Annotated in this window: 21 protein-coding genes and 1 tRNA gene; 8 read left to right on the top strand and 14 right to left on the bottom strand. The window is 57.1% G+C overall.

What is annotated here, in order from left to right:
- Positions 1 to 24 precede the first annotated feature (24 nt).
- From Q1A00_RS09510 to Q1A00_RS09525, 4 genes are read left to right on the top strand one after another with little or no spacing between them, the layout of a single operon-like run.
- Positions 25 to 1,080 carry a lysylphosphatidylglycerol synthase transmembrane domain-containing protein gene (locus Q1A00_RS09510; protein WP_298406686.1) on the top strand — a complete coding sequence of 352 codons (1,056 nt, stop codon included), beginning with the start codon at positions 25 to 27 and terminating at the stop codon, positions 1,078 to 1,080.
- A 2-nt stretch (positions 1,081 to 1,082) separates the two neighbouring features.
- Positions 1,083 to 2,237, top strand: a complete 1,155-nt coding sequence (locus Q1A00_RS09515; protein ID WP_298406684.1) for a glycosyltransferase family 1 protein — start codon at positions 1,083 to 1,085, stop codon at positions 2,235 to 2,237.
- 11 nt (positions 2,238 to 2,248) lie between these two features.
- Positions 2,249 to 2,890 carry a phosphatase PAP2 family protein gene (locus tag Q1A00_RS09520; RefSeq protein ID WP_298406682.1) on the top strand — a complete coding sequence of 214 codons (642 nt, stop codon included), beginning with the start codon at positions 2,249 to 2,251 and terminating at the stop codon, positions 2,888 to 2,890.
- Between the two features lie 41 nt (positions 2,891 to 2,931).
- Complete coding sequence (locus Q1A00_RS09525) at positions 2,932 to 3,999, top strand: methyltransferase domain-containing protein (protein ID WP_298406680.1); 1,068 nt, start codon at positions 2,932 to 2,934, stop codon at positions 3,997 to 3,999.
- Between the two features lie 309 nt (positions 4,000 to 4,308).
- On the opposite strand, the gene Q1A00_RS09530 is transcribed toward Q1A00_RS09525, so the two are convergent.
- The 4 genes from Q1A00_RS09530 to Q1A00_RS09545 form a co-directional block, all read right to left on the bottom strand.
- Positions 4,309 to 5,229, bottom strand: a complete 921-nt coding sequence (locus tag Q1A00_RS09530) for a sortase (RefSeq protein WP_298406678.1) — start codon at positions 5,227 to 5,229, stop codon at positions 4,309 to 4,311.
- A gap of 253 nt (positions 5,230 to 5,482) precedes the next feature.
- Positions 5,483 to 5,728, bottom strand: a complete 246-nt coding sequence (locus Q1A00_RS09535) for a hypothetical protein (RefSeq protein WP_299756475.1) — start codon at positions 5,726 to 5,728, stop codon at positions 5,483 to 5,485.
- Positions 5,729 to 5,783: 55 nt separating this feature from the next.
- A complete protein-coding gene (locus tag Q1A00_RS09540; RefSeq protein WP_298406674.1) occupies positions 5,784 to 6,575 on the bottom strand; it encodes an HAD-IIA family hydrolase in 792 nt (263 codons plus the stop codon).
- 172 nt (positions 6,576 to 6,747) lie between these two features.
- The gene (locus Q1A00_RS09545) at positions 6,748 to 7,101 is read right to left on the bottom strand and encodes a response regulator (RefSeq protein ID WP_298406672.1); all 354 of its coding nucleotides are present in this window, start codon (positions 7,099 to 7,101) and stop codon (positions 6,748 to 6,750) included.
- A gap of 149 nt (positions 7,102 to 7,250) precedes the next feature.
- Between Q1A00_RS09545 and Q1A00_RS09550 the strand changes: the two genes are divergently transcribed.
- On the top strand, positions 7,251 to 8,855 hold the full coding sequence (locus tag Q1A00_RS09550) for an ATP-binding protein (RefSeq protein ID WP_298406671.1): 1,605 nt from the start codon (positions 7,251 to 7,253) through the stop codon (positions 8,853 to 8,855).
- A 14-nt stretch (positions 8,856 to 8,869) separates the two neighbouring features.
- Here the strand turns inward: Q1A00_RS09550 and Q1A00_RS09555 are convergent, their stop codons facing one another.
- Both Q1A00_RS09555 and pepF read right to left on the bottom strand, forming a co-directional pair.
- Positions 8,870 to 9,628 (bottom strand): expansin EXLX1 family cellulose-binding protein, encoded by a 759-nt coding sequence (locus Q1A00_RS09555; RefSeq protein WP_298406670.1) that lies wholly within the window; start codon positions 9,626 to 9,628, stop codon positions 8,870 to 8,872.
- A gap of 63 nt (positions 9,629 to 9,691) precedes the next feature.
- Entirely contained in the window at positions 9,692 to 11,500 is a 1,809-nt protein-coding gene (gene pepF, locus Q1A00_RS09560) for an oligoendopeptidase F (RefSeq protein ID WP_298406667.1), read from the bottom strand.
- Positions 11,501 to 11,696: 196 nt separating this feature from the next.
- Between pepF and Q1A00_RS09565 the strand changes: the two genes are divergently transcribed.
- Positions 11,697 to 12,038, top strand: coding sequence for a potassium channel family protein (locus Q1A00_RS09565; protein WP_298406665.1), 342 nt, complete (start codon positions 11,697 to 11,699; stop codon positions 12,036 to 12,038).
- A 106-nt stretch (positions 12,039 to 12,144) separates the two neighbouring features.
- Here the strand turns inward: Q1A00_RS09565 and Q1A00_RS09570 are convergent.
- A tRNA-Arg gene (locus tag Q1A00_RS09570) sits at positions 12,145 to 12,220 on the bottom strand.
- 55 nt (positions 12,221 to 12,275) lie between these two features.
- Complete coding sequence (locus Q1A00_RS09575) at positions 12,276 to 13,367, bottom strand: NAD(P)-binding domain-containing protein (RefSeq protein WP_298406663.1); 1,092 nt, start codon at positions 13,365 to 13,367, stop codon at positions 12,276 to 12,278.
- Positions 13,368 to 13,547: 180 nt separating this feature from the next.
- Between Q1A00_RS09575 and Q1A00_RS09580 the strand changes: the two genes are divergently transcribed.
- Positions 13,548 to 14,093 (top strand): hypothetical protein, encoded by a 546-nt coding sequence (locus tag Q1A00_RS09580; RefSeq protein ID WP_298406661.1) that lies wholly within the window; start codon positions 13,548 to 13,550, stop codon positions 14,091 to 14,093.
- Positions 14,094 to 14,657: 564 nt separating this feature from the next.
- On the opposite strand, the gene Q1A00_RS09585 is transcribed toward Q1A00_RS09580, so the two are convergent.
- Entirely contained in the window at positions 14,658 to 15,923 is a 1,266-nt protein-coding gene (locus Q1A00_RS09585; RefSeq protein WP_298482864.1) for an MFS transporter, read from the bottom strand.
- A 349-nt stretch (positions 15,924 to 16,272) separates the two neighbouring features.
- Between Q1A00_RS09585 and Q1A00_RS09590 the strand changes: the two genes are divergently transcribed.
- Positions 16,273 to 16,557 carry an RNA-binding protein gene (locus tag Q1A00_RS09590; RefSeq protein WP_298406658.1) on the top strand — a complete coding sequence of 95 codons (285 nt, stop codon included), beginning with the start codon at positions 16,273 to 16,275 and terminating at the stop codon, positions 16,555 to 16,557.
- 93 nt (positions 16,558 to 16,650) lie between these two features.
- On the opposite strand, the gene Q1A00_RS09595 is transcribed toward Q1A00_RS09590, so the two are convergent.
- The 5 genes from Q1A00_RS09595 to galE form a co-directional block, all read right to left on the bottom strand.
- Positions 16,651 to 16,917, bottom strand: a complete 267-nt coding sequence (locus tag Q1A00_RS09595; RefSeq protein ID WP_298406656.1) for an acyl-CoA-binding protein — start codon at positions 16,915 to 16,917, stop codon at positions 16,651 to 16,653.
- Positions 16,918 to 17,037: 120 nt separating this feature from the next.
- Complete coding sequence (locus Q1A00_RS09600) at positions 17,038 to 19,575, bottom strand: ABC transporter permease (protein ID WP_298406653.1); 2,538 nt, start codon at positions 19,573 to 19,575, stop codon at positions 17,038 to 17,040.
- A 219-nt stretch (positions 19,576 to 19,794) separates the two neighbouring features.
- Positions 19,795 to 20,742, bottom strand: coding sequence for a MoxR family ATPase (locus Q1A00_RS09605; protein ID WP_298406651.1), 948 nt, complete (start codon positions 20,740 to 20,742; stop codon positions 19,795 to 19,797).
- A gap of 93 nt (positions 20,743 to 20,835) precedes the next feature.
- The gene (locus Q1A00_RS09610) at positions 20,836 to 22,848 is read right to left on the bottom strand and encodes a protein kinase (protein ID WP_298406649.1); all 2,013 of its coding nucleotides are present in this window, start codon (positions 22,846 to 22,848) and stop codon (positions 20,836 to 20,838) included.
- Positions 22,841 to 23,824 carry a UDP-glucose 4-epimerase GalE gene (gene galE, locus Q1A00_RS09615; RefSeq protein WP_299644945.1) on the bottom strand — a complete coding sequence of 328 codons (984 nt, stop codon included), beginning with the start codon at positions 23,822 to 23,824 and terminating at the stop codon, positions 22,841 to 22,843. The genes Q1A00_RS09610 and galE overlap by 8 nt, the downstream gene beginning before the upstream one ends.
- Positions 23,825 to 23,843 lie beyond the last annotated feature (19 nt).

The raw sequence follows: 23,843 nt of genomic DNA on the forward strand, positions 1-23,843 counted from the left end.
AATCACGGGAAGGCACAGATACCTATGACCGATCAACCATCATCGGTTGAGATACCGGCCACGGAACGCGGAGCACGTGGTGAAGAGCGCAGCAGCTTTTCGCTCGGCCAGCGGTTGCGCCAACCACGCACGCTGATCTCGTTTGGGATTGCGATTGCAATCGTTGCGTTTGCTGTGCGCAGTCTTGATATTGACATCGCCACGACGTGGCAATATATGCGCTCAGCCAACCCGATCCTGCTTGGATTGGGATTGGTGGTGTTTTACATGACATTCCCGCTGCGCGCGTTGCGGTGGCGGATGCTATTGGCCAACGCTGGGGTACCGATCCAAGCGGGCCGGGGCAGTTGGGCGTCGTTGCCGGCGCTGATTGAGTACATCTATTTGTCGTGGTTTGCCAATTGTATTGTGCCGGCTAAGCTTGGTGATGCGTATCGGGGCTATTTGCTCAAGCATAACGGCAATGTCTCATTTTCGGCCACCTTTGGCACGATCTTCGCCGAGCGGCTGCTCGATATGATTGGCTTGTTCGGCTTACTGGTGCTTTCCGGCTACCTCACTTTTGGCGCGCAGATGCCTGAAGGTACGCAAATCGTCTTTCTCTTCGGCGGCTTGCTCGTGGTTGTCATTGTTAGCGGACTGGCCGGCATGCGTTGGCTGGGGCCACAGATCCGCTGGTTTATTCCGCGCCGGCTGCACAATGTCTACGGCAATTTCGAGCAATCGGCCCTAAAGTCGTTTACACCGGCCATTTTGCCGCGGCTATTCGCCTTTACCGGCGCGATCTGGCTGCTGGAGGGATTCCGGCTCTGGTTTGTCATCCAGTCGCTCAATCACACCGGTCTCAACCTGACGCTGGCGGCGATTATCTTTGTCGCCCTTGCCTCATCGCTCTTAACGGCATTACCAATTACCCCAGCTGGCTTGGGGGTGGTGGAAGGCACCATCACCGCGGTACTGACCCTCTTCGGCATCGCCGCTAGTCTGGGTGGCGCCGTGACCTTGCTCGACCGGCTGATCAATTTCTGGAGCATCGTCGTCTTTGGCTTTATCCTCTACTTGTTCAGTCGGCGGAAGTAGCGATGCGGATCGGGATCGATGTTACAGCGGGGATGTGGCAGGGGGCCGGCATTGGCCGGTATACGCGCGAACTGGTGCGCGCGGCGGCGCAGGCAGGGCCAGATCTCGCCTTCCACCTCTTTTATGCCGCTGGCGGGCTTGATCCGCAGAGTCCTTTTGCCCGCTATGCCCACGAATTAGCTGCGACTTACCCAAACATCACCTTACGGCCCATCCCGATCAGCCCGCGCCTGTTGACGATCCTCTGGCAACGGCTGCGATTGCCGATCCGGGTCGAGTGGCTGATCGGACCGATCGATGTGGTGCATGCGCCAGATTTTGTCTTGCCGCCAACCCAAGCCCGCACGCTGCTCACCATCCACGATTTGACCTTTCTGGTCGAACCAGCCTGCGCCGAACCAACGTTGCGCCGCTATTTGAGCGCAGCAGTGCCGCGTTCGTTACAGCGCGCCGACTTAATCGTGGTCGACTCGAAAGCAACAGCGAACGATTTAGGCCGGCTGTATGGCATTCTCAGCCGGCGCGTCCGCCTGCTCTATCCGGCAGTGGATGAACGGTTCCGACCAATGCAAGCGGCTGAGACGGCTCCGGTTCGCGAGCGGCTGCGCTTGCCCGATCGCTTCTTACTCTTTGTCGGCACGCTCGAACCGCGCAAGAATCTCGTGCGTCTGTTGCAGGCGTTCACGCTCGTAGCCGTTGACAACCCCGACCTGAACCTCGTGATTGCCGGACGGCGTGGTTGGTTATACGACGAGATTTTTGCCGCAGTTGAGCGCTCTAACGCGCGTGAGCGCGTTCACTTCCTCGATTTTGTTGCCGATGACGATCTGCCGGCATTGTATAATCTAGCTGAAGCCTTCGTTTATCCGTCATTGTACGAAGGGTTTGGTTTTCCGGTTCTCGAAGCGTTGGCCTGCGGCACCCCGGTTATCACTGCTAAGGTAGCAAGTTTGCCTGAGGTGGCCGGATCAGCCGCGATCATGGTCGATCCGTTAGAGGTCGAAGATATTGCTGCCGGTATCCGTGCTGTGCTCGCTAATCCGACGCCGCTCCGCGCCGCCGGGCCACCGCAGGCCGCTACCTTTCGCTGGGAACAGACCGGACAGGCGCTGGTAGCAATCTACCGTGAGCTAGCGGCAAAAGCCGCTGCCACTTGAGGATGATGAGCATGATGCAACCAAACGATCTGACTGCAGAAGCTCTTAGCCGCGGCGCATTACCGGGGCGCGGCTATGCGATAGCCCGGCGCATTTCGCAAATTCTGCACCCCGTGCCGCTGGGTATTGTCAGTATTTTTATCGTCGGCGTGCTTGGCAGCGACAACCGGGTGAGCGGGTTGTGGTGGTCGATTGTGTGTGCGTTATTGCACGTGGTGCCGCCGACCATCTTTTTCAATATTCGCCTGCGCCAAGGCGCGTATAGCGATGACGATATTTCGGTGCGCACCCAACGCAATGAACTCTACTTGTTTGGCATGGTGAATGTGCTGGTAGGCACGGCCATCTTGTGGGCGATGAACGCACCGTTGCCGTTGTTGGCAATGCTGGTATCGGTAGCGGTGATGAATGCGATCTCGTTTGTCATTAATCTGTTTTGGAAGATTAGCATTCACTCGGCCAGCATTGGATCGTGCGCTACGCTGGCCAGCATCTACTTGCCAGCGCTCGGCGGCATTTGCTGGGCGGCGGCTATTGTGTTGGGATGGGCACGGTTGCGCACCCGCAATCACACCTTGATGCAGGTGATCGCCGGAATGAGTTTGGCGGTGGTTTGTGTATTGGTCGTGTTCCGGCTGTTTGGGTTGGTGTAAATAAACATTCTTCTTATCGTGAAGAAGCAGGATAATATCGCATGCGCCCTACACTCATTCAGTACCTTCGTTGCCCCGCTTGCCAAGCACCACTCCGCTGGACCGAACCGTATGCGACTCAGTGGATCGAACATGGTGAACTCATTTGTACTCATTGTAACCAGTGCTATTGCATACGTAAGGGCATAGCCTATATCTATGTTGATAATGATGACTGGAAACGGCTGGCAACCGAAGCTAGCGGATGGGTACAAATGGCAAAGGATGCCGGTTGTTATGATCAAACTCATGTTGACATCGATTTTCGCCTGCCATACGTTGCGAGTGAACCATGGCCTGAAATTGCATACCAATTTGACCTTATTCTGAGTATCATTCGGCCAAAACCGCACAGCCGTGTCCTCGATCTCGGGGCGGGGCGTGGATGGGCAGCCAAGCAGTTTGCCATTCGCGGTTGCGACGTCGTTGCGGTTGAAATCAACGATGACGATCAGATTGGAGTTGGGCGTTCACTAGCACTGATGCAGCAGGCCAGTGTTTCCTACGATATTCTGATTGCCAACAGCCAACATCTCCCGCTCGCCGATCAAAGCTATGATATTGTCTTTGCTTCGGCAGCGCTCCATCACTCAACCAGTTTGGAAAAGGTAGTAAGAGAAGCAGCACGCATACTACGCCGTGGCGGCAAGCTGGTTGCCATTCATGAGCCGTGCATTGCTGATCACATCACTCCAGAGCAAGATGCGCCAAACATTGCACGTGAAACAGCCTATCACATTCAGGAGTTGCGCCCAAAGTTAGACGATTATCGGCGCGCCTTGCAACAAGCTGGACTGCGCGAATTAGCAATGTTTCACCATGAAACGTATGGGGTAACGGTTGAAAAACTGCAAGCATGGAGCAAGAAGAACAACTTGCCACCGCTGACAGAGCAACAGATGAGAGATTTGCAGCGTAACCGTCGTTTTAGCTTACACCACATTGCCCGAACGATCCAGAGCCGCTTCAAGCGGCGACCTGATCCGGCGTTATTACCACCACAAGCATGGATGGATCAGTTTTATCGTCGTTGCGGTGGTAATCTTACGCTGATTAGCGAGCGGTTGTAAGAGCATTGACTACAAACTATCAGAGAACTCTGTGAAGCAAAGCCCTGACTACCATGACAGGAGGCTTCAGTGAGTGCTATCTGGCCGGCTAGGTGGTGTAAAGGTGACAGCAATTCGCCGGTTGCTAGGTGCAGCACTCCTACGCCCTACCTCGTGCGCCGCAGACAGTGGAGGAACAGGGCGGCTTGAAAACTGCCCTACCATGCAGTACATACGCGGCAATAAGAGGGATGTTTGACATGGCCGTGTGCCCTTAAAACCGCCTTGTAGGGGCAACACCTCGCGCGATGGGTCACCGTGCTGATGCGATTAACGAGTAGGGCCCTCCGGCATTACCGTACCGTTATTGGTTGGCTGCACCGGCAACGCCCGCACGATCACCCGCTGCTTGAACTTATCGGGGCCGCTTGGTGGCCAACACGTCACCATTGTCACCACTTCATAGCCGGTAGGTGCAATATAGCGGGCATTGGCGAGACGCTGTTCAGGTGGCGCACCCTCCTCATCAACGATGATCCGCTCGCTGACGAGGTAGCGGTACGGTTGACCACGGCTATAGACAATCACCTCATCGCCGGGCTTAAGGTAGAAGAGGTCTTTGAACACTCGACCGTAGCCACCAACATGACCGGCTAACACAATATTATCGCCTTCGCCGGGATTGGCCGAACCGCGGTGCTGGCCAACCGCATACTCGGCCACCTGCCACACCGAGATCAATTGACCGTTTTCTTCGATCGTATCCCAACCAACTTCTATTACCTTAAAATCGACCCGAATTGCTGGAATGACCAGTCGATCAACCATGGCCACCCACTCGGCGCGCACCGGCTCAGGCGGTTCGGAAATCAACAAACCACTGTTTACCGCAGGTAACGTGCTTGGAGCAGCGACGGCAGGAGGTGGAATATCGCCAGCCGGCGCTGACGGCGCAACGGTAGGAGCTGGCGCTGACGGCGCTAGACCGGTCAGCAACGGCAACGGACGTTCATTAGCCGGACGGAAACCGTTGGTGGTAAGCTGCGGCGCAGGGAGGGGCGAATCACCGCGCGCAGCCCAACGGTAATACTCGATCTGCAATGTCGCCACCAAGACATAGATCAGTAAGGCGGCGCCAAGCGCCATCAGCGTCGTACCGAGCAGCCACGGCCCGCGCCTCACCGGCGTGACGCGCCGGCGAGCGATGATGTGCCAAATTCGTTCACCAAGCATAGGAAAACGGTGGAGCATTGCCAACTATCCTCATTGCTGTGTTCTGCCTTCAGTATACCACGCGACCCGCCGGAGCGGATTGCGCCGCATCTTACGCTACGCATAGCGCAGACGAAAGGATGTATGGGGGGGCGGATCGTAGTGGCTGGGCGACGCAAGATGGCTGGCAGACGACGGCGTTGAAGAGTCAACAAGGCGGGGTTGCACCCCGCCCTTAATCGCTTATTCTACACTGCGACTGAGCCTACACACCTATCAGCACTGGCGTTGATCAGGCAATATTAACCGCCTCATCATGCTGGAGCAACATCAGACTCCCGCGCAATGCGATCACGTCAGCGTCAGACAAGGCTGCGATTAGTGGATCGGGCGGCAAAACCGTGTTATGCAGCAGCAACAACGCCCGCATCGCCAGCAACCACGAGGTATCAGATGCGTCAGCAGGCGGTGATGACGGCTGATCACCGGTAAATGGAGGTTGGGGTAAAGCAGAGGGGGTGCGACGAGCGGCAGTCATGGATTTTCCTCTCTATCGATTATTATTGATAGTGTAACTGGAAGCAGCCCGATCGTCAAGCCAAGTCACCAATCAATTCATCGATTCGCTCGAGCACGTAGGTCGGCTGGTAAGGTGAGCGTTCAAGATCGGCGCGTTGACTATCGCCGGTCAAGACCAACGCCGTATCCATCCCGGCTGTCACCCCCATCGCAATATCGGTCATCAAACGATCACCCACAATCAGGCATCGCGCAGGTGGCAACCCGATCAGATTGCTGACCGTGCGGGCCATAATTGGCGATGGCTTGCCAACGATCACCTCACAGCGTGTTGCGGTACAAGCTTCGATGGCAGCGATGATCGCGGCTGCATCTGGCTCACCGCCACCGGGCACCGGGCAGAAGCGATCGGGATTGGTCGCGACCAAGCGCGCGCCGGCCCGGATGGCATCAAAGGCAATCTGGAGCTTGCGGTAAGTGAAGGTGCGATCAAACGACGCTACCACGAACTTAATCTCACCCGGACGTTCGCTGATCGGGAAGCCAGCTCCCTCAAGCTCGCTAATCAGCGGCGCTTCACCAACCACAAACAGCGGCACACCCGGCGCGTTAGCCAACAGCCACTCTACCATAACCGCCGAGCTGGTGACAATTTCGCTTTCATCAGCAGCAATGCCAAAGCGTTGCAAGCGTTCGGCGTATTGCCGGCGAGTTTTGGTCGGGTTATTCGAGAGAAAAGTGATCCGGCGCCCCTCACGGCGCAAGGTTGCTAACAGCTCGGCAGCGCCCGGCAAAAGGGTGTCGCCGAGATAGATGGTGCCGTCAAGATCAAAGATGTAGCCATCGTAGCGGGGGATTGATTGCATGGTGTCTCCAACACTATCACACATCGCCAATCTCGTTTGAGATGGTACCATATCTGGCGACACCGGCTGATCAAGGCAAGAAGCGGGGCAACCGGTATGTTGCCCCGCGCAGATGCGCATTGTAGCACGCTTCTTATGGGATGGCACACAGGCAGCCCAATCAACTCAGCCCTCATAATCCAAACACATCGAGCATATAGCGGAGATTTTCGAGCGAAACCGGCTTGAGGAGAAACAGTGAGGCACCTGCCGCCAAGGAATCCTGTTCGATCATCGGATCAGCCGAAATAACCACAATTGGTGTGGTGTAACCCTCTTGGCGGAGGTAGTAAGTCATATCCAATCCATTCATTTTTGGCATGTGGTAGTCAGTGATAATCAGATCATACCATTGACGGCGCGCCAGCTTGAGACCATCAGCTCCATGGGTTGCCGTATCGATCTTTACGCTGCGCCGCAACGCTTTCATCGCGTTTTGCAAAAACGAGCGCACGCTTGATTCGTCTTCTACGATGAGAATGCGCATAATTGTCTCTCTCAGTATGTAGAACAATTATCACTTCATGAAACGAGAATGACCTTCCAATTTCCACATCTTTGACCTGACACTCCATTCATTTGACCCTGTGAACTTGTGCTAAGATTCACCAGAGCAAGATTGTGAAGGAGGTTGCTATGCCACAACGACAGCGCCTCGGCGTCGTCACAGGGGGATCGCTGCTAGAGGGGTTGACCGTCCGGCTTGACGCTGGCACACCGGTCGAGGATGTGCGGGTCGGCAAGTTTGTGGTGGTGAAGGGGCAGCGTTTCACCTTCTTCTCAATGGTGACGGATGTGCGTCTCGGCGCGACCACACCCAAGGTAATGGCCGATCCGCCGCCGGATGACGAATTCTTCAGTCACGTACTGGCCGGCACGACCACCTACGGCGAAGTCCGGCTTGATTTGCGCCTGATGTTACCGCTCGACGGCAGCGCCGATTTGTTGCCGGTCAAGACGGTGCCACACCATTTTGCGCCGTTGTTTGAAGCGAGCGACGCAGATTTCACCCAAGTCTTCGGCCACGAAGAGGGCAGCCGGTTTATGATCGGCACGCCGCTCGATATGTCAGCGCCGGTATGTATTGATCTGAACCGGCTAGTCGAACGCTCGAACGGGGTGTTTGGTAAGAGCGGCACCGGCAAGAGTTTTCTAACCCGACTCTTGGTGTGCGGCGTTATTCTCAGCGACGTGGCCTCTAATCTGATCTTCGACATGCACGACGAGTATGGATGGTCAGCTCGCTCAGAGGGAGCCAATTTCGTCAAAGGATTGCGCCAACTCTTCGGCAGCAAGGTGTTGCTCTACGCGCTGGCCGGCGGCGCGTTTGACCGCTCGCGCATCGACGGCGAAATTGTGATCGGTTATGACCAGATCGAGCCGGAAGATGTGCTCTTGTTAAGCGAAGAGCTAAATCTTAATCCAACCGCTGCCGAAACGGCGGAGCTATTGGTAGACAAGTACGGCGCAAAATGGTTGGCCGAGCTCTGGGCGATGGATCAAGAAGAGCTAAAGAACTTTGCCGACGAGAAGAGCGCTAGCCTCGCCTCGCTCAATGCGCTCAAACGCAAGACATTGCAACTCAAGCGGCTGGGATTTGTGCAGGCACAGGCTGATCTTTCACCAGTCGATAATCTGATCAAAGCACTCCTAGACAGACGACACGTGGTGCTGAGCTTTGGTCGCTATGATGACCCACTGGCGTACATGCTCGTCGCTAATGTGCTGACCCGCCGGATTCACCAGCGCTGGCGCGAGCAAACCGAGCGGTACCTGCACACAAAAAGTGAGGCTGACCGACCCCGACCGTTGATGATCACGATCGAAGAGGCGCACAAGTTTCTCAATCCGCGTCTTGCCCGCCAAACTATCTTTGGTACAATTGCCCGCGAGATGCGCAAGTACAGCGTGACACTGCTGGTCGTTGACCAACGCCCTTCATCGATCGACAGCGAAGTGCTCAGCCAGCTTGGCACCCGGATCACGGCGCTGCTCAGTGATGAACAGGACATTGACGCCGTATTTACCGGCGTTGGCGGCAGCGCGCGCTTGCGGGCCGTGCTAGCCAATCTCGACACGCGCCAGCAGGCGTTAGTGCTAGGCCATGCGGTGCCGATGCCGGTGGTGGTGCAAACTCGTGCCTATGACGAACAGTTTTACCGCTTTATCGAACAGCGCACACGCCGCGCCAGCGATATGGTCACAGCGCAACAAGCGGTTGATGAACTGTTTCCCGATTAAGCGGTGCGCAACGTTCACGGCCCGTAGGGAAATTGGCCGATCCCGTTGACCAATTCACCCGGCGAATTGCTTGTACTTGAGAAAGAGGTAAACTGCACCGTCTCAGTCAGCACATTGCCATATATGTCGGTAATTCGTAGCGTGAAGGGGCCAAATTCGCCGCCAGCGCAATTGCATTGCCGGATGAAGTAATTATAGGTGGTGCGACTCAGTTGGACCCACTGTCCTTGTGGTGTGCGATATTCGAGCTTAGCAACCGGATTGCGATGATTGCGCACCTGAAATGCTAACCACCACGGATTGCTGCCATCTTTGAGATGAACCTGCACCGGCCCGCTCAGCGACGGGCTGATCACGCGCCACGTGATCGGCACTCTCCCCCATGCACGTGGCGCAATCCGATCAAACGCCTCTGGACTCAGATCGAGATGGTTCGGCCCGCAGCCGGGATGATCCGGACACATATCAACAATCCGCACCACCACACTTCCTTGCGGCCCAAAGATTTCGGCATACGCGCCACAGTAATCGGCATTGCCGTAATTGAGATAACTAATCGCTGCCACCATCCGATCACCGGGGATCGGGTCAAACAGACAGGCGCCGCTCCCGTCGGCTTCGAGATAATAGGTCGCCTCGCCGCTGAAGAGCGGATTCTGGACTGAGCGAGCCACGAGCGGCACTAAGACGCGATACGGGGATTGGGCTGTCGCTGGTGACAACGCCAGCCAGAGCAGAGCGACCAGCAGCATCCACCCATAAGAGCGGCGCATCGCAGGAACCTCTCAGGGAATGCATAGCCGCGGGTAGCGCTCTCCAATGCGCCACCCGGCGGGTTAGACCTCGTTGACCAACTGCTCCAGCCGGTCAACATACGATGCCATAACGGCAAAGGTACGCTCGACCGGCTCAGGCGAAGCGAGATCAACCCCGGCCCGGCGCAGGGTATCGAGCGGGAAGCGGGAACCACCGACCTTGAGGAACTCGTTGATATAGCGTTCAGCCGCACCGGCCTCACCGGCAATGATCGGTGCGGCAAGCGCATGCGCGCCGGCAATGCCGGTCGCATACTGATAGACGTAGAAATTGGCGTAGAGATGGGTAGAAAACTGAGCCCATGTATTACCGACCCGCGCCCGATCAACCACAACTTCAGCACCATACCCTTCGGCGAAGAGATCGGCCATCAGCTCATTGAAGATAGTAGCGGTCAGCGGCTGACCGCGCTCGGCGCGCTGGTGGATGGCCAGCTCAAAGCGGGCCAGTGTCGGCATAATGAAAAAGTAACGGTGGAAATTAGCCATCGCCTCTTCGATCAGAGCGATCTGGGCATTACGATCGGTCAGCGTCTTGAACAGGTAATCGCGCACGAGCGCCTGATTGAAATTAGAAGCCACTTCAGCGAGGAACAAGCCGTAGTTCGAATAAATCACCGGCTGGGTGCGGCGCGTATAGTACGAGTGCATCGAATGGCCCAATTCGTGGGCAAGTGTGCTGAGGCTGAAGATGTCGTCGTTGTACGACATCATAATGAACGGATGGGTACCGGGGGCGCCGGTCGAAAATGCGCCAGCCCGCTTGCCGCGATTAGGGTAGACATCAACCCACCGCTGTTCGCGCAAACCGCGGCGCATAATCTGCACATACTCGCTGCCCAACGGCGCCATACCCGCGCAAATCCAATCAATTGCCTGCTCGTATGGCACAACCAATGGCGTGGCAAGCGGCGCTTTGGTATCGTAGACGTGTAGTTCATCAACCCCTAGCGCTGCGCGGCGCACTCGCCAATAGCGATGCCACACCGGTAAATGGCGCTCGAAGGTGGCGATCAGATTGTGGAAGACTTCAAGCGGAATAACATTCGGCTTGAGCGCACCTTCCAATGCCGAAGCATAACGGCGGGCGCGGGCCATGAACACATTCTGCTTAACACCGGCAGCCAGACACTGCGCCATCGTATTTTCGACCGCGATATGGGCATCGGCATAGCCTTCCCATGCATTCTTGCGCAACGTGCGGTCGGGATGGGTAATCAACGCATTGATCGTACCTTGGGTAATCTCGTGCGCCTCGCCGTTACTATCATACGCTGGCGGAAAGCGCAATTCGGCATTGGCCAGCACGCCATGCACCGCGCTGGCAGCGGCAAAGGGATCGCGCACTTGACCAAGCAACTCTTCCACCTCGGCGGAGCGAACGTGTGGCGCACGCGCGAGCAGTCGCTCGAAATAATGGCGATAGGTCGCCAGACTCTCATCTTGCTCGGCCCATGCCAATAACTGATCGCCACCGATCGCTAACAACTCCGGTTCACCAAAGGCCAGCGCCGCGCTCGCCCGCGCCTGCAAGCCAGTCGCCCGATCGCGCATCGCGCTCGCCTCGCGGTCGTTGGTATCAACCGTGTAAAACATTGTCGCAAAGACCGCGATCTGGCCGACGTTGCGCATAATCGTTTCGCTCAGACTGAGAAAATCGGCAATGATGCGCGGGCCTTCACCCAGTCGGCCTCGGAATTGCACGGCAGTAGCGATGAGCGCATCAGTCTCATCGATCGCCGCTTCCCACGCTGCCTGAGAGGGAAAGATACTGTACGGATCCCACTTATACTGATCCGGAATCTCGCTGCGTTCCCGCACTGTCTGCATTGCAATGGTCTCCTTCAATACGATTGCGGTTCGCGAGGTATTATACCTGTTTATTTGCCAAAAATCGCACCAACCGCACCGATCTAAACGCTCAGCCCTGAAAGATTGCTACAACAGAGCCATCACGACACCGAATTGAAGAGCAACGCTACCTGAATGACGCGCGATCCTGTTGGCCCGTTTCGAGCGTACCATTGTGACCCGTCTCTGGCGCCAATCGCGCCGTATGTTACGCCAGCGCATGCCGGCTGTCATTGGCGTCACTAGTCTGGCGCTCGTGGTAGGTGGCGCGACGCTGATGGTAGTAGCCAAACAAGGCTCCGGCGGTCCGATCGCTACATTCGCTGATGCCGGCTGGAGGGCCTTAACCACCATCATCACCGTCGGCTACGGCAACACCTACCCGGCCATAGGGCGGGGACGTGGCGTTGCCGTCTTTGTGATGATTATCGGCATCGCGCTCTTTGGGCTGCTCACAGCCAACGTTGAGCGTTTTTTGTTGAGAAAGATGCAGTCGATCGCATGCAAGCCGAGTTAGCCTAGATCAACCAACGGATCGAACGCAGCAAACAATTGCTGGCTACACTCACCCAACCGATCGAAGAGGGGCCTTCCACATCGAGGGAATAAGATCAACAAGGCAGTGGCGGGGCTGGCGCGACTCGAACGCGCAACCATCGACTTAGAAGGTCGGTGCTCTATCCATTGAGCTACAGCCCCGCATGCCGATTACTATACTGCACACTCGGCAATTTTGGCAAGAGGGAGCGAATGCTCAATTCGCCGCGATCTGCTCAAAACTGAGCTGATAAGTACGCGCGGCCACATCACCCAACCGCGCCGGCCACTGCCCGGTGAGCGCTTGAGTGATTTTGCCGGCGTGCTCGTGACAATTCTCAATAAAGAGCGTATAGCGTTGCTGAATCCCGGCAGCCACCGTACCGGCCAGATACAAACCGGGCACATTCGTCTCCATCGTTGCGGGATGATAAACTGGAACCCGGTTTGGCCCCTGCAAAATCACGCCAGCCTGCTCAAGCAGGCTCTGATCGCCACGAAAACCGGTCGCCAGCAAGACAAAATCGGTCGGGTAATAGAACTGCTCGGTCGTAGGCTGACCATCGGCATCGGTACGAGCCAGCGTCACACCGCCGGCATCGATCGCGATTGGCATCGTCTGAGGGAGAAAGCGGATAGTGCCAGCCTCAACTTGGGCGGCAAAATCGGGCAACAGCCAATGCTTAACCCGATTGGGATCGAGCTGCGCCCGCCGGTACGACAACGTCACCTGCGCGCCGGCCCGCCAGCAACGCAATGCCGCTTCAACCGCCGAATTCTTGCCGCCGACGATCAGCAACCGGCGGCGAAAATAGTCGTGCGGATCGCGAAAATAGTGGCTCACGTGTGGTAAATCCTCACCGGGGATATTGAGGCGATGGGGAAAGTGCATATCGCCAATCGCCAACACCACCCGGCGCGCGTAATAGCGGCGCGGCCCGCTAAGTGGCTGGGTGATGAGCGTAAAACCGTCGCGCTCGCGGTGTAATGCGCTGACCGGCTCGTAGCTCTGCACACGCAGATCGAACAGCTCAACCACCGTGCGCAGATACGCCAAATACTCTTCACCGGTGATACGCTGCTGATGGTTATTAGGAATAGGCACACCGGCAATCGCCAGCCGCTCGGTCGTACTGAAGAAATTGGTATTGCGCGGCCACCACGTCATCGTATACCCAATCTGGCGCGCATCGAACTGGATGTAATCAACCCCGGCTTGCTTGAGGCACACCGCTAGTTCGAGACCAATTGGGCCAGCGCCAACAATCGCCACCTCGTGAGTAGAAGTGAGCGGAAGATCGTAGGTCATGAATAAACACCTCCAACGTGCATTGCTATCTCCATTTGTATCATACCCGCAAAAGACACAACCGTGCGCGCGCTAAGATGTGAATACTTGCGCGAATATTCCTATTGACACAAACGTTCGAGTATGGTATGGTAAAGACATAGTACGAGCGGGTACGTGCAAGGAAGAGGAGGTACTGCGATGCTGGCCACAGCGGACATTCCACAGGCCGATATGCTTTGGGACGTTGCGCGAGTCGCGGAAGCGATTGCGCGTGGGCGAGTAACGGCAGAGGAGATCGGAGAGTACATCGGCGCCAAGGGTCAGCGTCAAGGTCTCTACTATATGCAGGCAGCGCGGATCATTGGCTTAATCGAGATGGGTGAGCAGACCGAGGCGGCGCGACTAACCAAGTTTGGGCTTGCTTTCACGCGCTACAACCGCGCCGACCAGCGCGCTGCCCTGCGCCGGCAACTCTTACGGTACGAGCCAACCCGCTCGGTGATTGCCGCCCTCCGCGACACCCTCGAAGGTTTGACCCGCCACGATGTTGCACGCATCCTCCAACAACTCGCCCCATTAGCCGAATCAACTGCCCTACGCCGGGCAGCCACTGTCACGGCATGGCTGACCGAAATCGGGTTAGCTGACTGGCGCGACGATCGCCTGTGTTACTGCGGGCCGGCATTACCGGTCGCAATACCACAACCACCGCGTAACACAATGTCGTTTGCCAGCGGTGTGTGAGGGGATGACGGTGTTCTCTCCTGTCATTGCGCAAGTGATCTCCAACCGGTCATTGCGAGCGAGTAGTGACGCAAGGAGGCTTGCTTGCATGCAGGATTACCCATACCTACGGATCGCCCTTCGGTCATTGCCAGCGAGTGGTAGCACTTAGCTGCGCTAGAGGTCGCCCGACCGCAGCAATCTCCCGCTGCAGCGGGAACTAGGCCAGAGTAGGCGCACACCGCTTCCCGCCGGTCATTATGCAGCGCGCAGCGCCAGAAGCTAGGTTTGTACTTCAGTGGGAACGATGTGTACAGACTTTCCCGCCCATGCGCGCGGGGGATTGCCGTTTTAACACTGCCGATCGCCGTGCCGGCGCGGTTCCCACCCGTGCGCGCGGGGGATCGCCGTTTGCAGACCGCGTTGTTGCTCGTTGGCGCAAATCCCTCCCGTGCGTGCGGGGGATTGCCGAGGCTGCTGGCGTATGCTTGGGTTGCTGAGTTATCCCGCCCGTGCGCGCGGGGGATTGATTCGCCATTGACCGGCGGCTCGCAACAACAAGCGGGAGCGGGGGATGGCAGTCTATCACGCTGCCGGCACTTGCCCGGTGCGAGCCGGCGCTGCCACGTGCCAATGCAACAACCCCATACCAATCACGCCTACCAGCGCGAGCAGGGCAAACATCACACCATAACCGGTTACTGTCGCCACAAGACCTACCACTACTGGCCCCAACGCGGCTACCGGGGCCAATGCCAGATTGGCGACGCCAATGTAGGTGGTTCGTTCGGCTGGTGGGCTAAAGGCAAAGACAAGCGTAAAGCCGGAGAGCTGGTAGCCAGCCTGGGCCGCGCCGACTAAGGCGAAGACAAGGTAAAACCACGCGCTTGCCGGCGCGATAAGAGCTAACACCAGCGCCGCCATCCCCATCCCCGCCGACAACACTAATACCTGTTTGTGGCCCCATCGATCAGCCAGCGCCCCCAAGCCGATATTGCCAAGTGCCTGCGCAGCCAGCATCATGCTGGTAAACAGACCAATCTCTGCCGCCGGTACCTGAAACCGCTCTAGCGCAGCCGCTGTCAAGAAACTATGGCCGGTCAAGCCGAGCGCAATCGCCGCTCGGCAGAACAGATAGCGCCGGAAAGCGACATCACGCCGCAAGAGCGGCCCCAAGCCGCGCAAAAAGACGTGAAACGGGCGGGTCGGCGCCGGCGCTTGGGCCGGTTCGACCGTCAGAGCAAGAAAAAGGTATGAGACCACCATCGCTGCGAAGCAAATTAAGGCGAGCATGCCAGCACTTTGCGGGAATGGTTGCTGGGCCAAAATCGCTGCTGCCAGCGCACCGCCGCCAATGCCGAGCAGACCGCCCAAACCAGCCTGTAGACCAAAGAAGACTCCCCAACGGCGGCCCGGAATGACCCGCGCAATTAGATCTTGCCACGCGATTGACGTGAGACCGGCACTCGTGGCGAAGATGGCGTACAGCGTTAGCACGATTACCAGCAACACGCTCGTCGGTAAATCAGGCAACGTTAGCAGAATAATGCCCATCGCCAAAAAGGGCAGGCGTTCACCGATCGTCGCCAGTAGCACCCACGGCTTGCGCCGCGGCTGCGCTGCTATCAACGGCGCGGTAAACAATCCCGGTAATAACCAGCCGGCAAAAAAGATCGCCGGAATCAATCCCTGCACCCATCGCGCATCGGTCAACCGTTCGACGATCAGCGGCAAGACGGTAAACCGCGAAACAAGGCTGATACCGAAGGTGAAGGCGCTGCCATCGAGTACATTCAACCAGAAATTCCGCCGGGCATAACGGGCCAGCACCGCTTCTGACGACGTGGTCATAGCTTATCCTACTGTTTATTCTTGCGCTTCCACACAATGAATCGTAGCCTTGTTTCGACGAAAAGGGATCATTCCCGCGACTGATCGAAACTATCCTCTTGCAATTCTGTAAAAGTGTGGTATAGTATAGAAGTCAATCAACGTCGTGTGCTGCGAGACCGGCATCAGAGAACTCTCAAGCTTTAGGTCGATCGGCAGTGCTTCATCGCTCGAAGTAGGAACGTTGTCGATCGCCGGAGCGAACGCCCGATATATCTATCGGCGGCGGCTGTACGAGAGGTCTGTGATAGCCGGTTTTTGGTATGCCACGAACGTGTCTGCCAAACCAAGTCTCTGTGGAGTGTATGCAATGTTAGTGAAACTGTTCGTCGGGAATTTGCCGTGGAGTGTCGGTGATGCTGAGCTAGGTGCGATCTTCGAGCCGCACGGCGAGGTGCAGAGCGCGCGTGTTATTAACGACCGCGATACTGGTCGCTCGCGTGGCTTCGGGTTTGTTGAGATCGAGACCAATAACGTCGCCTCCGTCATCCGGGCGACCGACGGCCTTGAGATTGGCGGGCGCAATCTGCGCGTGAATGAGGCTGAAGACAAGCCGCGCAGCGCGCCGCGAGGCAATTTTGGCCGCCGCTACTAGAAAGTAGCTGCCACGTCACTCAAGGCGCTGGCAAAAAACAAGACCGGTGAACGCCATTGTTCACCGGTTTATTGTTTGTATACGGATCGTCGTCTACTTGATCGTTTGCTTAAGCCGCTCAACCAATTCAATGTAACGATTCATCGCATCGGTGGTTGAGAGGCCTTTGAGTTTTGTCCACGCATCATACTTCAGCCGCCCGGTCATATCCAGCACGCCGGGCCGCGATCCCTGCACATCGCCAACCGTGGCCTGCTTATAGAGCGCATACAATTGCAATAATGTCTCGTTATCGGGGCGGCGCGGCAACTCCTGCACCTCTTGCGCTGCTCGTTCAAAAGCCGCTCGCAGATCGCTCATATTCCTCTCCTCACTGTGCGCGAATGATAGCAGTATCGTACCATATTTACTATATCTATACCAAGAAAACGATGAAGTGCGGCAGTCAAATTGCCGCCCTTCATAACAAGGCGCAATACGCTACTCATCACGCAACGCCACCGCCGGACTAATCCGGCTCATGCGCAGCGCCGGCCATATACCGGCCAGCAAAGCCGCCCCGATCGCAACCGCCAACGCCTGCCCAAACAGGGCCGGATCAACGGCGAGTTCCAGTGTCCAGCCAAACGAACGCTTATTGATAACATAGGTCAGCACGAGCGCCAACGCAAACCCCAACGGCGCAGCCAGCAGACCGGAAGCCAACCCCATCAGACCGGTTTGGCCCAGCACTGCGCCCCACAGTTGGCCGGGTGTTAAACCGTTTGCGCGCAAGACGCCCAATTCACGGGTGCGTTCGAGTTGCAAGGCCATTAATGCGCTTAAGATACCGATAAAGGCGACAATGGTTGCCAGCAATTGTAATACCGACGTGATAGCAAAGGTGCGATCAAAGACTGCCAACGTCCCTTCACGCAACGCCCGGCTTGAATTGACCAACACCATCCCATAGGCAGCACTTATGGCCCGCACTTGTTCAATGACGGCATCAACGTCGTAGCCATCGCGCACGTAGATCGCCAGCGACGAGATCGCCGGATCGTCCCACAAAGCGCGATAGGTAGCGGCATTGATCCGCACCACACCCCGATCAGAGGCATAATCGTAATAGACGCCAGCGATCGGCAGGTCGCGCAAGCCGCGATCGGTACGCACCGTCAAGGTATCACCCACCCCTAAACCAGTGCGAAAGGCGAGTGGCTCTGAGATCAACACCGCGCCGTTTTCCCACGCGGCCCACGTCGCCGCATCACCACCCTGTTGGAAGCGCAACGCGCGCCGTCCCTGCTCGGTCGCTCCATCCACCGCCAATAACGTTGTCGGCCCGGTAGGCAAATCAATCTGCACACTGCGGAAGGTCGTCATCGACTCAACTCCCGGCAGAGCTGCCAACACCGCTGGCAAGGCCGGATCAAGCGTCGTGTCGATCCGGTTGGCGACATTGCTTGGCGGCGAGAGGTAGATGTCAGCGACGAGGCTTTGCTCAAGCCAACTGATCACAGTTTGGCGGAAGCTGCCGATCATGATACCAACGCCAATCGTTACTGACACCGCAACCATCAAGGCAGCGACGGCAACCGCAGTGCGTGAGAGACTTGCTACCACATCGCGTGCTGCCATCCGGCCCAGCAACCCCAATACCCGCCCTAACGCCGGACGTAACAGGGACATCAGCCCCACTAGCGCCAGCGGGGTGAGCAAGGCCGCTCCGATAACGACAGCAAACAACCCGCCGAAGGCGACATAGAGACTAACAGCGCCGGTAGGCGCCGGCATTGCTAGCAGCGCACCACCGATCGCGAGCAAGCCAACGCCAGCGCCGGCCAAGCGCGGCGTTGCCCGCCGCACCCGTTCTTCGATACTCGAACGACGCAAGACGGTACGCGGTGGGGTATACATTGCTTCCAAGGCCGGAGCCAGCGCCGCCAACAGCGTCGCTGTTATCCCCAGCACTGCGCCTTTCAGCAACACCGCCGGCTCAACGCTCAGATCGCGCACTGTCACCACAAAATAGAGATCGTTGATGGTTTGCGTCACCAAGCCAACCAAGCCGCGTCCTAACACCACACCCAACACCAACCCACCGGCCACGCCCAAGAAGCTGATCAGCAACGCTTCAGCCAAGACCAAACCGGCTAATTGGCCGCGACTCACCCCCACGCAGCGCAGCGTCCCCCACAGCGCGCGCCGCTGCACGACGCTGAACGTCATTGTGTTATAGATAAGGAACATGCCAACAATCAGGGCCAAGAGACTGAGCGCAGTAAGGTTCAGCTCGAAAGCAGCCGTCATCTGTTGCAACGCGCCGGCGCGGGCCGCCACCGGTTGCACCGTCGCGCCGGGCGGCAACAGCGGCGCCAGCGCCGCCAGATCAAATGACTCAGGTACGATCAGGTCAATCCGGCTTAACCGTCCGACACTATCGAGCAACTCTTGCGCGCTGGCAATATCAACGGCGATCATCCCGGCCAGCGCGCGCCGGCTAAGATCATCAGCCGGTTCCAGCACTCCCACCACCTGCACGGTAGCCGTGCGCGGGCCAATCTGGATCGGCAACGCATCACCGAGCTGCAAACCGGCCCGTTCGGCATTGGCACGAGCCAGCAGCGCCGCCCCCGGTTCAACCAATAGCGCGGCCACATCAACCGCACCACCGCCGGCCAGATAGGGCCGGAAGGGCGCTTCGGCAAATGGATCAATTCCAAAAAGCTGATAAACACCGGGGCCGAGGGAGGGGGCAATCACATACCCCTCGACAATTGGCGCCGCAGCCAAGGTTGGAAAGCGCCGCCGGAGTTCGGGATAGACCGTTTCGGGCAGGCCGGATGGGCCGCCAATGATTTGATGGGTTGATTGGCCGGCCACAGTATCGCCGGCCAATTGGAAAGCGCGGCGCGCACTGGCATTGGCCAGATCAATCGCCACTACGACTGCCACTCCTAATGCTACCCCTAGAATACAGAGCAACATCTGCCACGGATGGCGCACAATCCAGCGGATGGAACTACGGAAAAGCATACGACCTCGTTATGGTTGTGAAACGCGCAATACAGACGATGATCAGGCACTGGGCAGTGATTGTGTCCTTCTATCATTTTGCCACTGTTCTCTTATTTTTTCATGAACCGGATCGCTATGCGCGTATTCTCCAGAGATAATTTTGGGTGGTTAGCATACAGCGACCCTGTGTGCCAACCACCCATAAGCAACAATTAAGGTACGTCTTTCCAGAACATCTTACCGCGGCACTTCCACCCGATTGAGGATACGCCCGATCGCCATATCGGCATTCAGCCCTTCAATCTCGGCTTCTGGCCGCAGAACGATCCGGTGGCGCAACACCGGACGGGCCAACATCTTCACCTCATCAGGCGTCACGTAGCCACGATCGTGAATTGCCGCCAGCGTCTTTGCCGCCAGCAACATCGCCACTCCGGCCCGCAGCGATGCGCCGACCAACAATTCAGGGCTAGTGCGCGTCGCCTGCACAATCGAGACAATGTAATCGAGAATCCCCTGCTCAACCTGCACCTGTGCAATCTCGGCCCGGCAGGCAGCCAACGCCTCCGGCGTCACAATGGGGCGCAACCCGGCAGCAGCCAACTGGTGTGCGTCGAAGCCGAGGTGATAGCGCCGCAAGACCTCGGTCTCAACTTCGCGCGGAGCATAATCAATCACCACCTTAAACAGAAAGCGGTCAAGCTGGGCTTCGGGCAGCGGGTACGTCCCCTCGTACTCAATCGGGTTTTGGGTCGCAATCACAAAAAACGGCTCCGGTAAAGGCAATCGTTGACCTTCTATCGTCACCTGCCGCTCCTCCATTGCCTCAAGCAACGCGCTCTGCGTCTTGGCCGGCGCGCGGTTAATTTCATCGCCAAGCAACACTTGGGTGAAAATTGGCCCTTGCCGCAGGCGAAATTGGCTACTGCTCAGATCGAAGACTTGAGTGCCCACGATATCAGATGGCATCAAGTCAGGCGTAAACTGAATACGGCGAAACTCGGCTTGGATCATCTGAGCCAAGGTCTTGGCCATGAGCGTCTTAGCCGTACCGGGCGGACCTTCGAGCAACACATGCCCGCCACTGAGCAATGCCGTCAGGAGCAACGTCAAGGGTTCCTCTTGCCCAACCAGTGTCTTGCGCGCTTCATTCAACAACGCCGACGCCAACTGCGCAGTTTGCATAGCATATTCTCCAATGCGTGGGGAACACGATGGTCCTATCGCCAATCGTAGCGCCGTTGCAATGCAACGGCGCTACAGTCGCAACGGGGATCTTCACAGCGTCAGAAAGGCCAAGCTAATAATCAAAAAGAGCGACAGCACACCGATGCCGGCAGAAAAGAGAATTCGCTCCCAGTGCAACAGCCGCCAATCAGGTGGGATCAGATTCTCGAACCCATAGATCGCCAACCGGTAGGATTGCTCCTGCCGGCCAAGATCGAATCCGATCTCGGTTAGTGGGATAAAATGGATTTGCAGTTCAGCCATCACAATGCGGCTATCGTTATCGAGCGCTTGCCGCTGGCGATCGATCATCGCTTTCACTTCGGTGATTTGGAGCCATTCAGGCGGAATTTGCCCAATCACCCGGTGTTTATACACCAATTCAGCTTTGCATGTGCGGCGCAGCCATGTCTCATCAACATCAGGTAGATCGTTCTGAGCCTCATCGCGCACGATGCGGCGCGACCACTCGATCAACTTGCGCTGCACGACGCGGCCAAAACTGGCGCATCGCTTGCAAGGGAGCGAACCGCGCCCATTACATTGCGGACAAGCAATGACCCGTTGGCGTACCACCGTCGATGCGCCGGCGTCCTCCGTCGTGCCGGCTGGTTGCTCGGCGGTCATTGATCTGGCAGACGGCTGTTCAGTCACCGTCACGCGCCGCATGCCCTTACACATCGAGCACACGATCACGCCTTCTCCTTTACAAGCCGGGCAATTAACCACTTGTTCGGAACCGGGCACAACCAGCAGGCTACCCGCCTTGTCTTGAAACTCCTTGGGTGGCGGTAATTCGATCTGCCAACGCTCCACTTCACGATGGGGCGGTAATTCTTTCTGTTGGGTGTCAGGTTCTTCCTCCATCCCAGCGTCACGGCGCTGCTCAACCAGCAATTGCAAATGGAAGAAGAAGACATTGTAGTGCCGGACGCTATGCAAACGGGCCAACCGGCCAAGCAGCGGCAGCCGGAACGGGTGCTCTTGGGCCCACTGGTCAAGTAACTGGCTAATATGATAGGCATCGAGCTTACGCGCGCGCTGCTGTGCGCGCTCGAGCGGTTCGTGAAACACGGCACCGGTCAACGCACGCTCAACCTCATTGGGTTCGATGAGGGTGAACGGTTTAGGTTGGCTTGCCGGTTGCGCAACACTGGCCGCAGCCACCGGAACGACCTGTGTTTGCGACAAATAGGGAGCAAGTACTGCTTCAAGATCGGCGGCCGCAGCCCTAGCGCTAGCATAGCGATGGTGCGGTTCCCATGCCAACAGGGTGCGAATAATCCGATCCACTTCCTCCGGCAGCTTCTGCCCCGCTTCAGCTAATGAGCGAACCTGTGGCAACTCCAGCCAGCTATCCCCCGGTTTTGGCTTTTTAAACCATGGCTCCTCGCCGGTCAGCATATAAAACAGCACTACACCCAAACTGAATATATCGGATAAATGGGTAGCTTTTTGCGCCTCGCGCATACACTCTGGTGCGATAAAACCGGGCGTGCCCATAATCATGCCAGTTGAGGTCAACGACTGGTCAGGATCGCGAGCAATCCCGAAGTCGATCAAGTAGGCCTTCTCGGCATCGGGATCGATCAAGATATTGCCCGGTGCCAGATCACGATGGACAATATCAAGGCTATGGGCATAATCAAGGGCAGCAGCGATCTGTTGAAAATAGCGCAGCGCCAATTCGGGCGACAAGGGCAAATAAGAACCCTTCTTCAGCGCGTTTGCATTCGTTGATGCTAGCAACTTGGGCAGATCACGTAACGAGCTGCCGTGGATATATTCAAACACCGCGTAGTGAAACGGATTTTGCACGCCGTAGTCGATCAAGCGTGAAATATGTGGATGCCGAAGGCGAGCAGCGATGCTCGCCTCTTGCTCAAACCGCATAATTCGCGCCGCCTCTTGGCTGAGCAACACCTTCAGCGCAACTTTATGCTCGCGAATCCGGATATGATGAGCGAGAAAGACGCGGCTTGACTCACCGCGCCCAATCCGCTGCTCAATCTCGTATTGGCCGAAGATGCGCGGCAAGCTGGGTGACGAAGAGATGCTAGTCATCATAACCGTGTGGATGGGTGCGATGCCATTCCCAAGCCGATGCAATAATCGACTCAAGATCAGGGTAGCGCGGCTGCCAGCCCAGCTCGGCGCGGATCGTTTCAGAAGAGGCGACCAATACTGCCGGGTCGCCGGGTCGGCGCGGCCCCACCACCGCCGGAATCGGATGGCCGGTCACTTTGCGCGCTGTCTCGATCACTTCCCGCACGGTAAAGCCTTGACCATTGCCGAGGTTATAGCGACGTTCACCCAAGCGGTCGAGCGACTCCATCGCCAAAATGTGGGCGCTGGCCAGATCCAGCACGTGGATGTAGTCGCGCACGCAGGTACCATCGCGGGTCGGGTAATCATCGCCAAAAATCGTAACGTGCGGGCGTTGGCCCAACGCCACTTGCAACACGATCGGGATCAAATGCGTTTCCGGATCGTGATCTTCGCCGCGGTCGGGCGTATCGCCGCAAGCATTAAAGTAGCGCAGACAAGCGTAGCGCATCCCATAGATCCGGTGCATCCAGTGCAGCATCCGCTCGATAAAAAACTTTGACTCACCGTAGGGCGAACCGGGGACAATCCGTTCGTGTTCAGCGATAGGAATGCGTTCGGGTTGATCAAACAGATTCGCGGTTGACGAGAGAATAAACCGACGCACTCCGGCGGCAATAGCGACTTCGAGCAGATTGGCAGCATTGACGAGATTATCGCGCAGATAGAGCATTGGTTGTTCCATGCTCTCACCGACCAGCGTATACGAGGCAAAGTGCATAATCCCATCAATGCCGGGGTAAGCAGCGAAAATTTCGCGCAGCGCATTGCGATCGGCTAAATCAGCCTCGACAAATATCGCCTCTGGCGGTACAGCAGCGCGATGCCCTTGATAGAGGTTATCAACGACAATCACCTCATGCCCGGCCCGCACCAATTCGGCGCTAGTAATGCTCCCGATGTAACCAGCGCCGCCAGTAACCAATACCTTCATAGTAGTCATCTCCCTCGTC

It is taken from the genome of uncultured Chloroflexus sp. (genome assembly GCF_938091255.1).
In the GTDB taxonomy this organism is placed as follows: Bacteria; Chloroflexota; Chloroflexia; order Chloroflexales; family Chloroflexaceae; genus Chloroflexus.

Coding starts and splice junctions, on each gene's coding strand:
- Q1A00_RS09510 (WP_298406686.1), top strand. CDS start 25: ATGACCGATCAACCATCATCGGTTGAGATACCGGCCACGGAACGCGGA.
- Q1A00_RS09515 (WP_298406684.1), top strand. CDS start 1,083: ATGCGGATCGGGATCGATGTTACAGCGGGGATGTGGCAGGGGGCCGGC.
- Q1A00_RS09520 (WP_298406682.1), top strand. CDS start 2,249: ATGATGCAACCAAACGATCTGACTGCAGAAGCTCTTAGCCGCGGCGCA.
- Q1A00_RS09525 (WP_298406680.1), top strand. CDS start 2,932: ATGCGCCCTACACTCATTCAGTACCTTCGTTGCCCCGCTTGCCAAGCA.
- Q1A00_RS09530 (WP_298406678.1), bottom strand. CDS start 5,229: ATGCTCCACCGTTTTCCTATGCTTGGTGAACGAATTTGGCACATCATC.
- Q1A00_RS09535 (WP_299756475.1), bottom strand. CDS start 5,728: ATGACTGCCGCTCGTCGCACCCCCTCTGCTTTACCCCAACCTCCATTT.
- Q1A00_RS09540 (WP_298406674.1), bottom strand. CDS start 6,575: ATGCAATCAATCCCCCGCTACGATGGCTACATCTTTGATCTTGACGGC.
- Q1A00_RS09545 (WP_298406672.1), bottom strand. CDS start 7,101: ATGCGCATTCTCATCGTAGAAGACGAATCAAGCGTGCGCTCGTTTTTG.
- Q1A00_RS09550 (WP_298406671.1), top strand. CDS start 7,251: ATGCCACAACGACAGCGCCTCGGCGTCGTCACAGGGGGATCGCTGCTA.
- Q1A00_RS09555 (WP_298406670.1), bottom strand. CDS start 9,628: ATGCGCCGCTCTTATGGGTGGATGCTGCTGGTCGCTCTGCTCTGGCTG.
- pepF (WP_298406667.1), bottom strand. CDS start 11,500: ATGCAGACAGTGCGGGAACGCAGCGAGATTCCGGATCAGTATAAGTGG.
- Q1A00_RS09575 (WP_298406663.1), bottom strand. CDS start 13,367: ATGACCTACGATCTTCCGCTCACTTCTACTCACGAGGTGGCGATTGTT.
- Q1A00_RS09580 (WP_298406661.1), top strand. CDS start 13,548: ATGCTGGCCACAGCGGACATTCCACAGGCCGATATGCTTTGGGACGTT.
- Q1A00_RS09585 (WP_298482864.1), bottom strand. CDS start 15,923: ATGACCACGTCGTCAGAAGCGGTGCTGGCCCGTTATGCCCGGCGGAAT.
- Q1A00_RS09590 (WP_298406658.1), top strand. CDS start 16,273: ATGTTAGTGAAACTGTTCGTCGGGAATTTGCCGTGGAGTGTCGGTGAT.
- Q1A00_RS09595 (WP_298406656.1), bottom strand. CDS start 16,917: ATGAGCGATCTGCGAGCGGCTTTTGAACGAGCAGCGCAAGAGGTGCAG.
- Q1A00_RS09600 (WP_298406653.1), bottom strand. CDS start 19,575: ATGCTTTTCCGTAGTTCCATCCGCTGGATTGTGCGCCATCCGTGGCAG.
- Q1A00_RS09605 (WP_298406651.1), bottom strand. CDS start 20,742: ATGCAAACTGCGCAGTTGGCGTCGGCGTTGTTGAATGAAGCGCGCAAG.
- Q1A00_RS09610 (WP_298406649.1), bottom strand. CDS start 22,848: ATGACTAGCATCTCTTCGTCACCCAGCTTGCCGCGCATCTTCGGCCAA.
- galE (WP_299644945.1), bottom strand. CDS start 23,824: ATGAAGGTATTGGTTACTGGCGGCGCTGGTTACATCGGGAGCATTACT.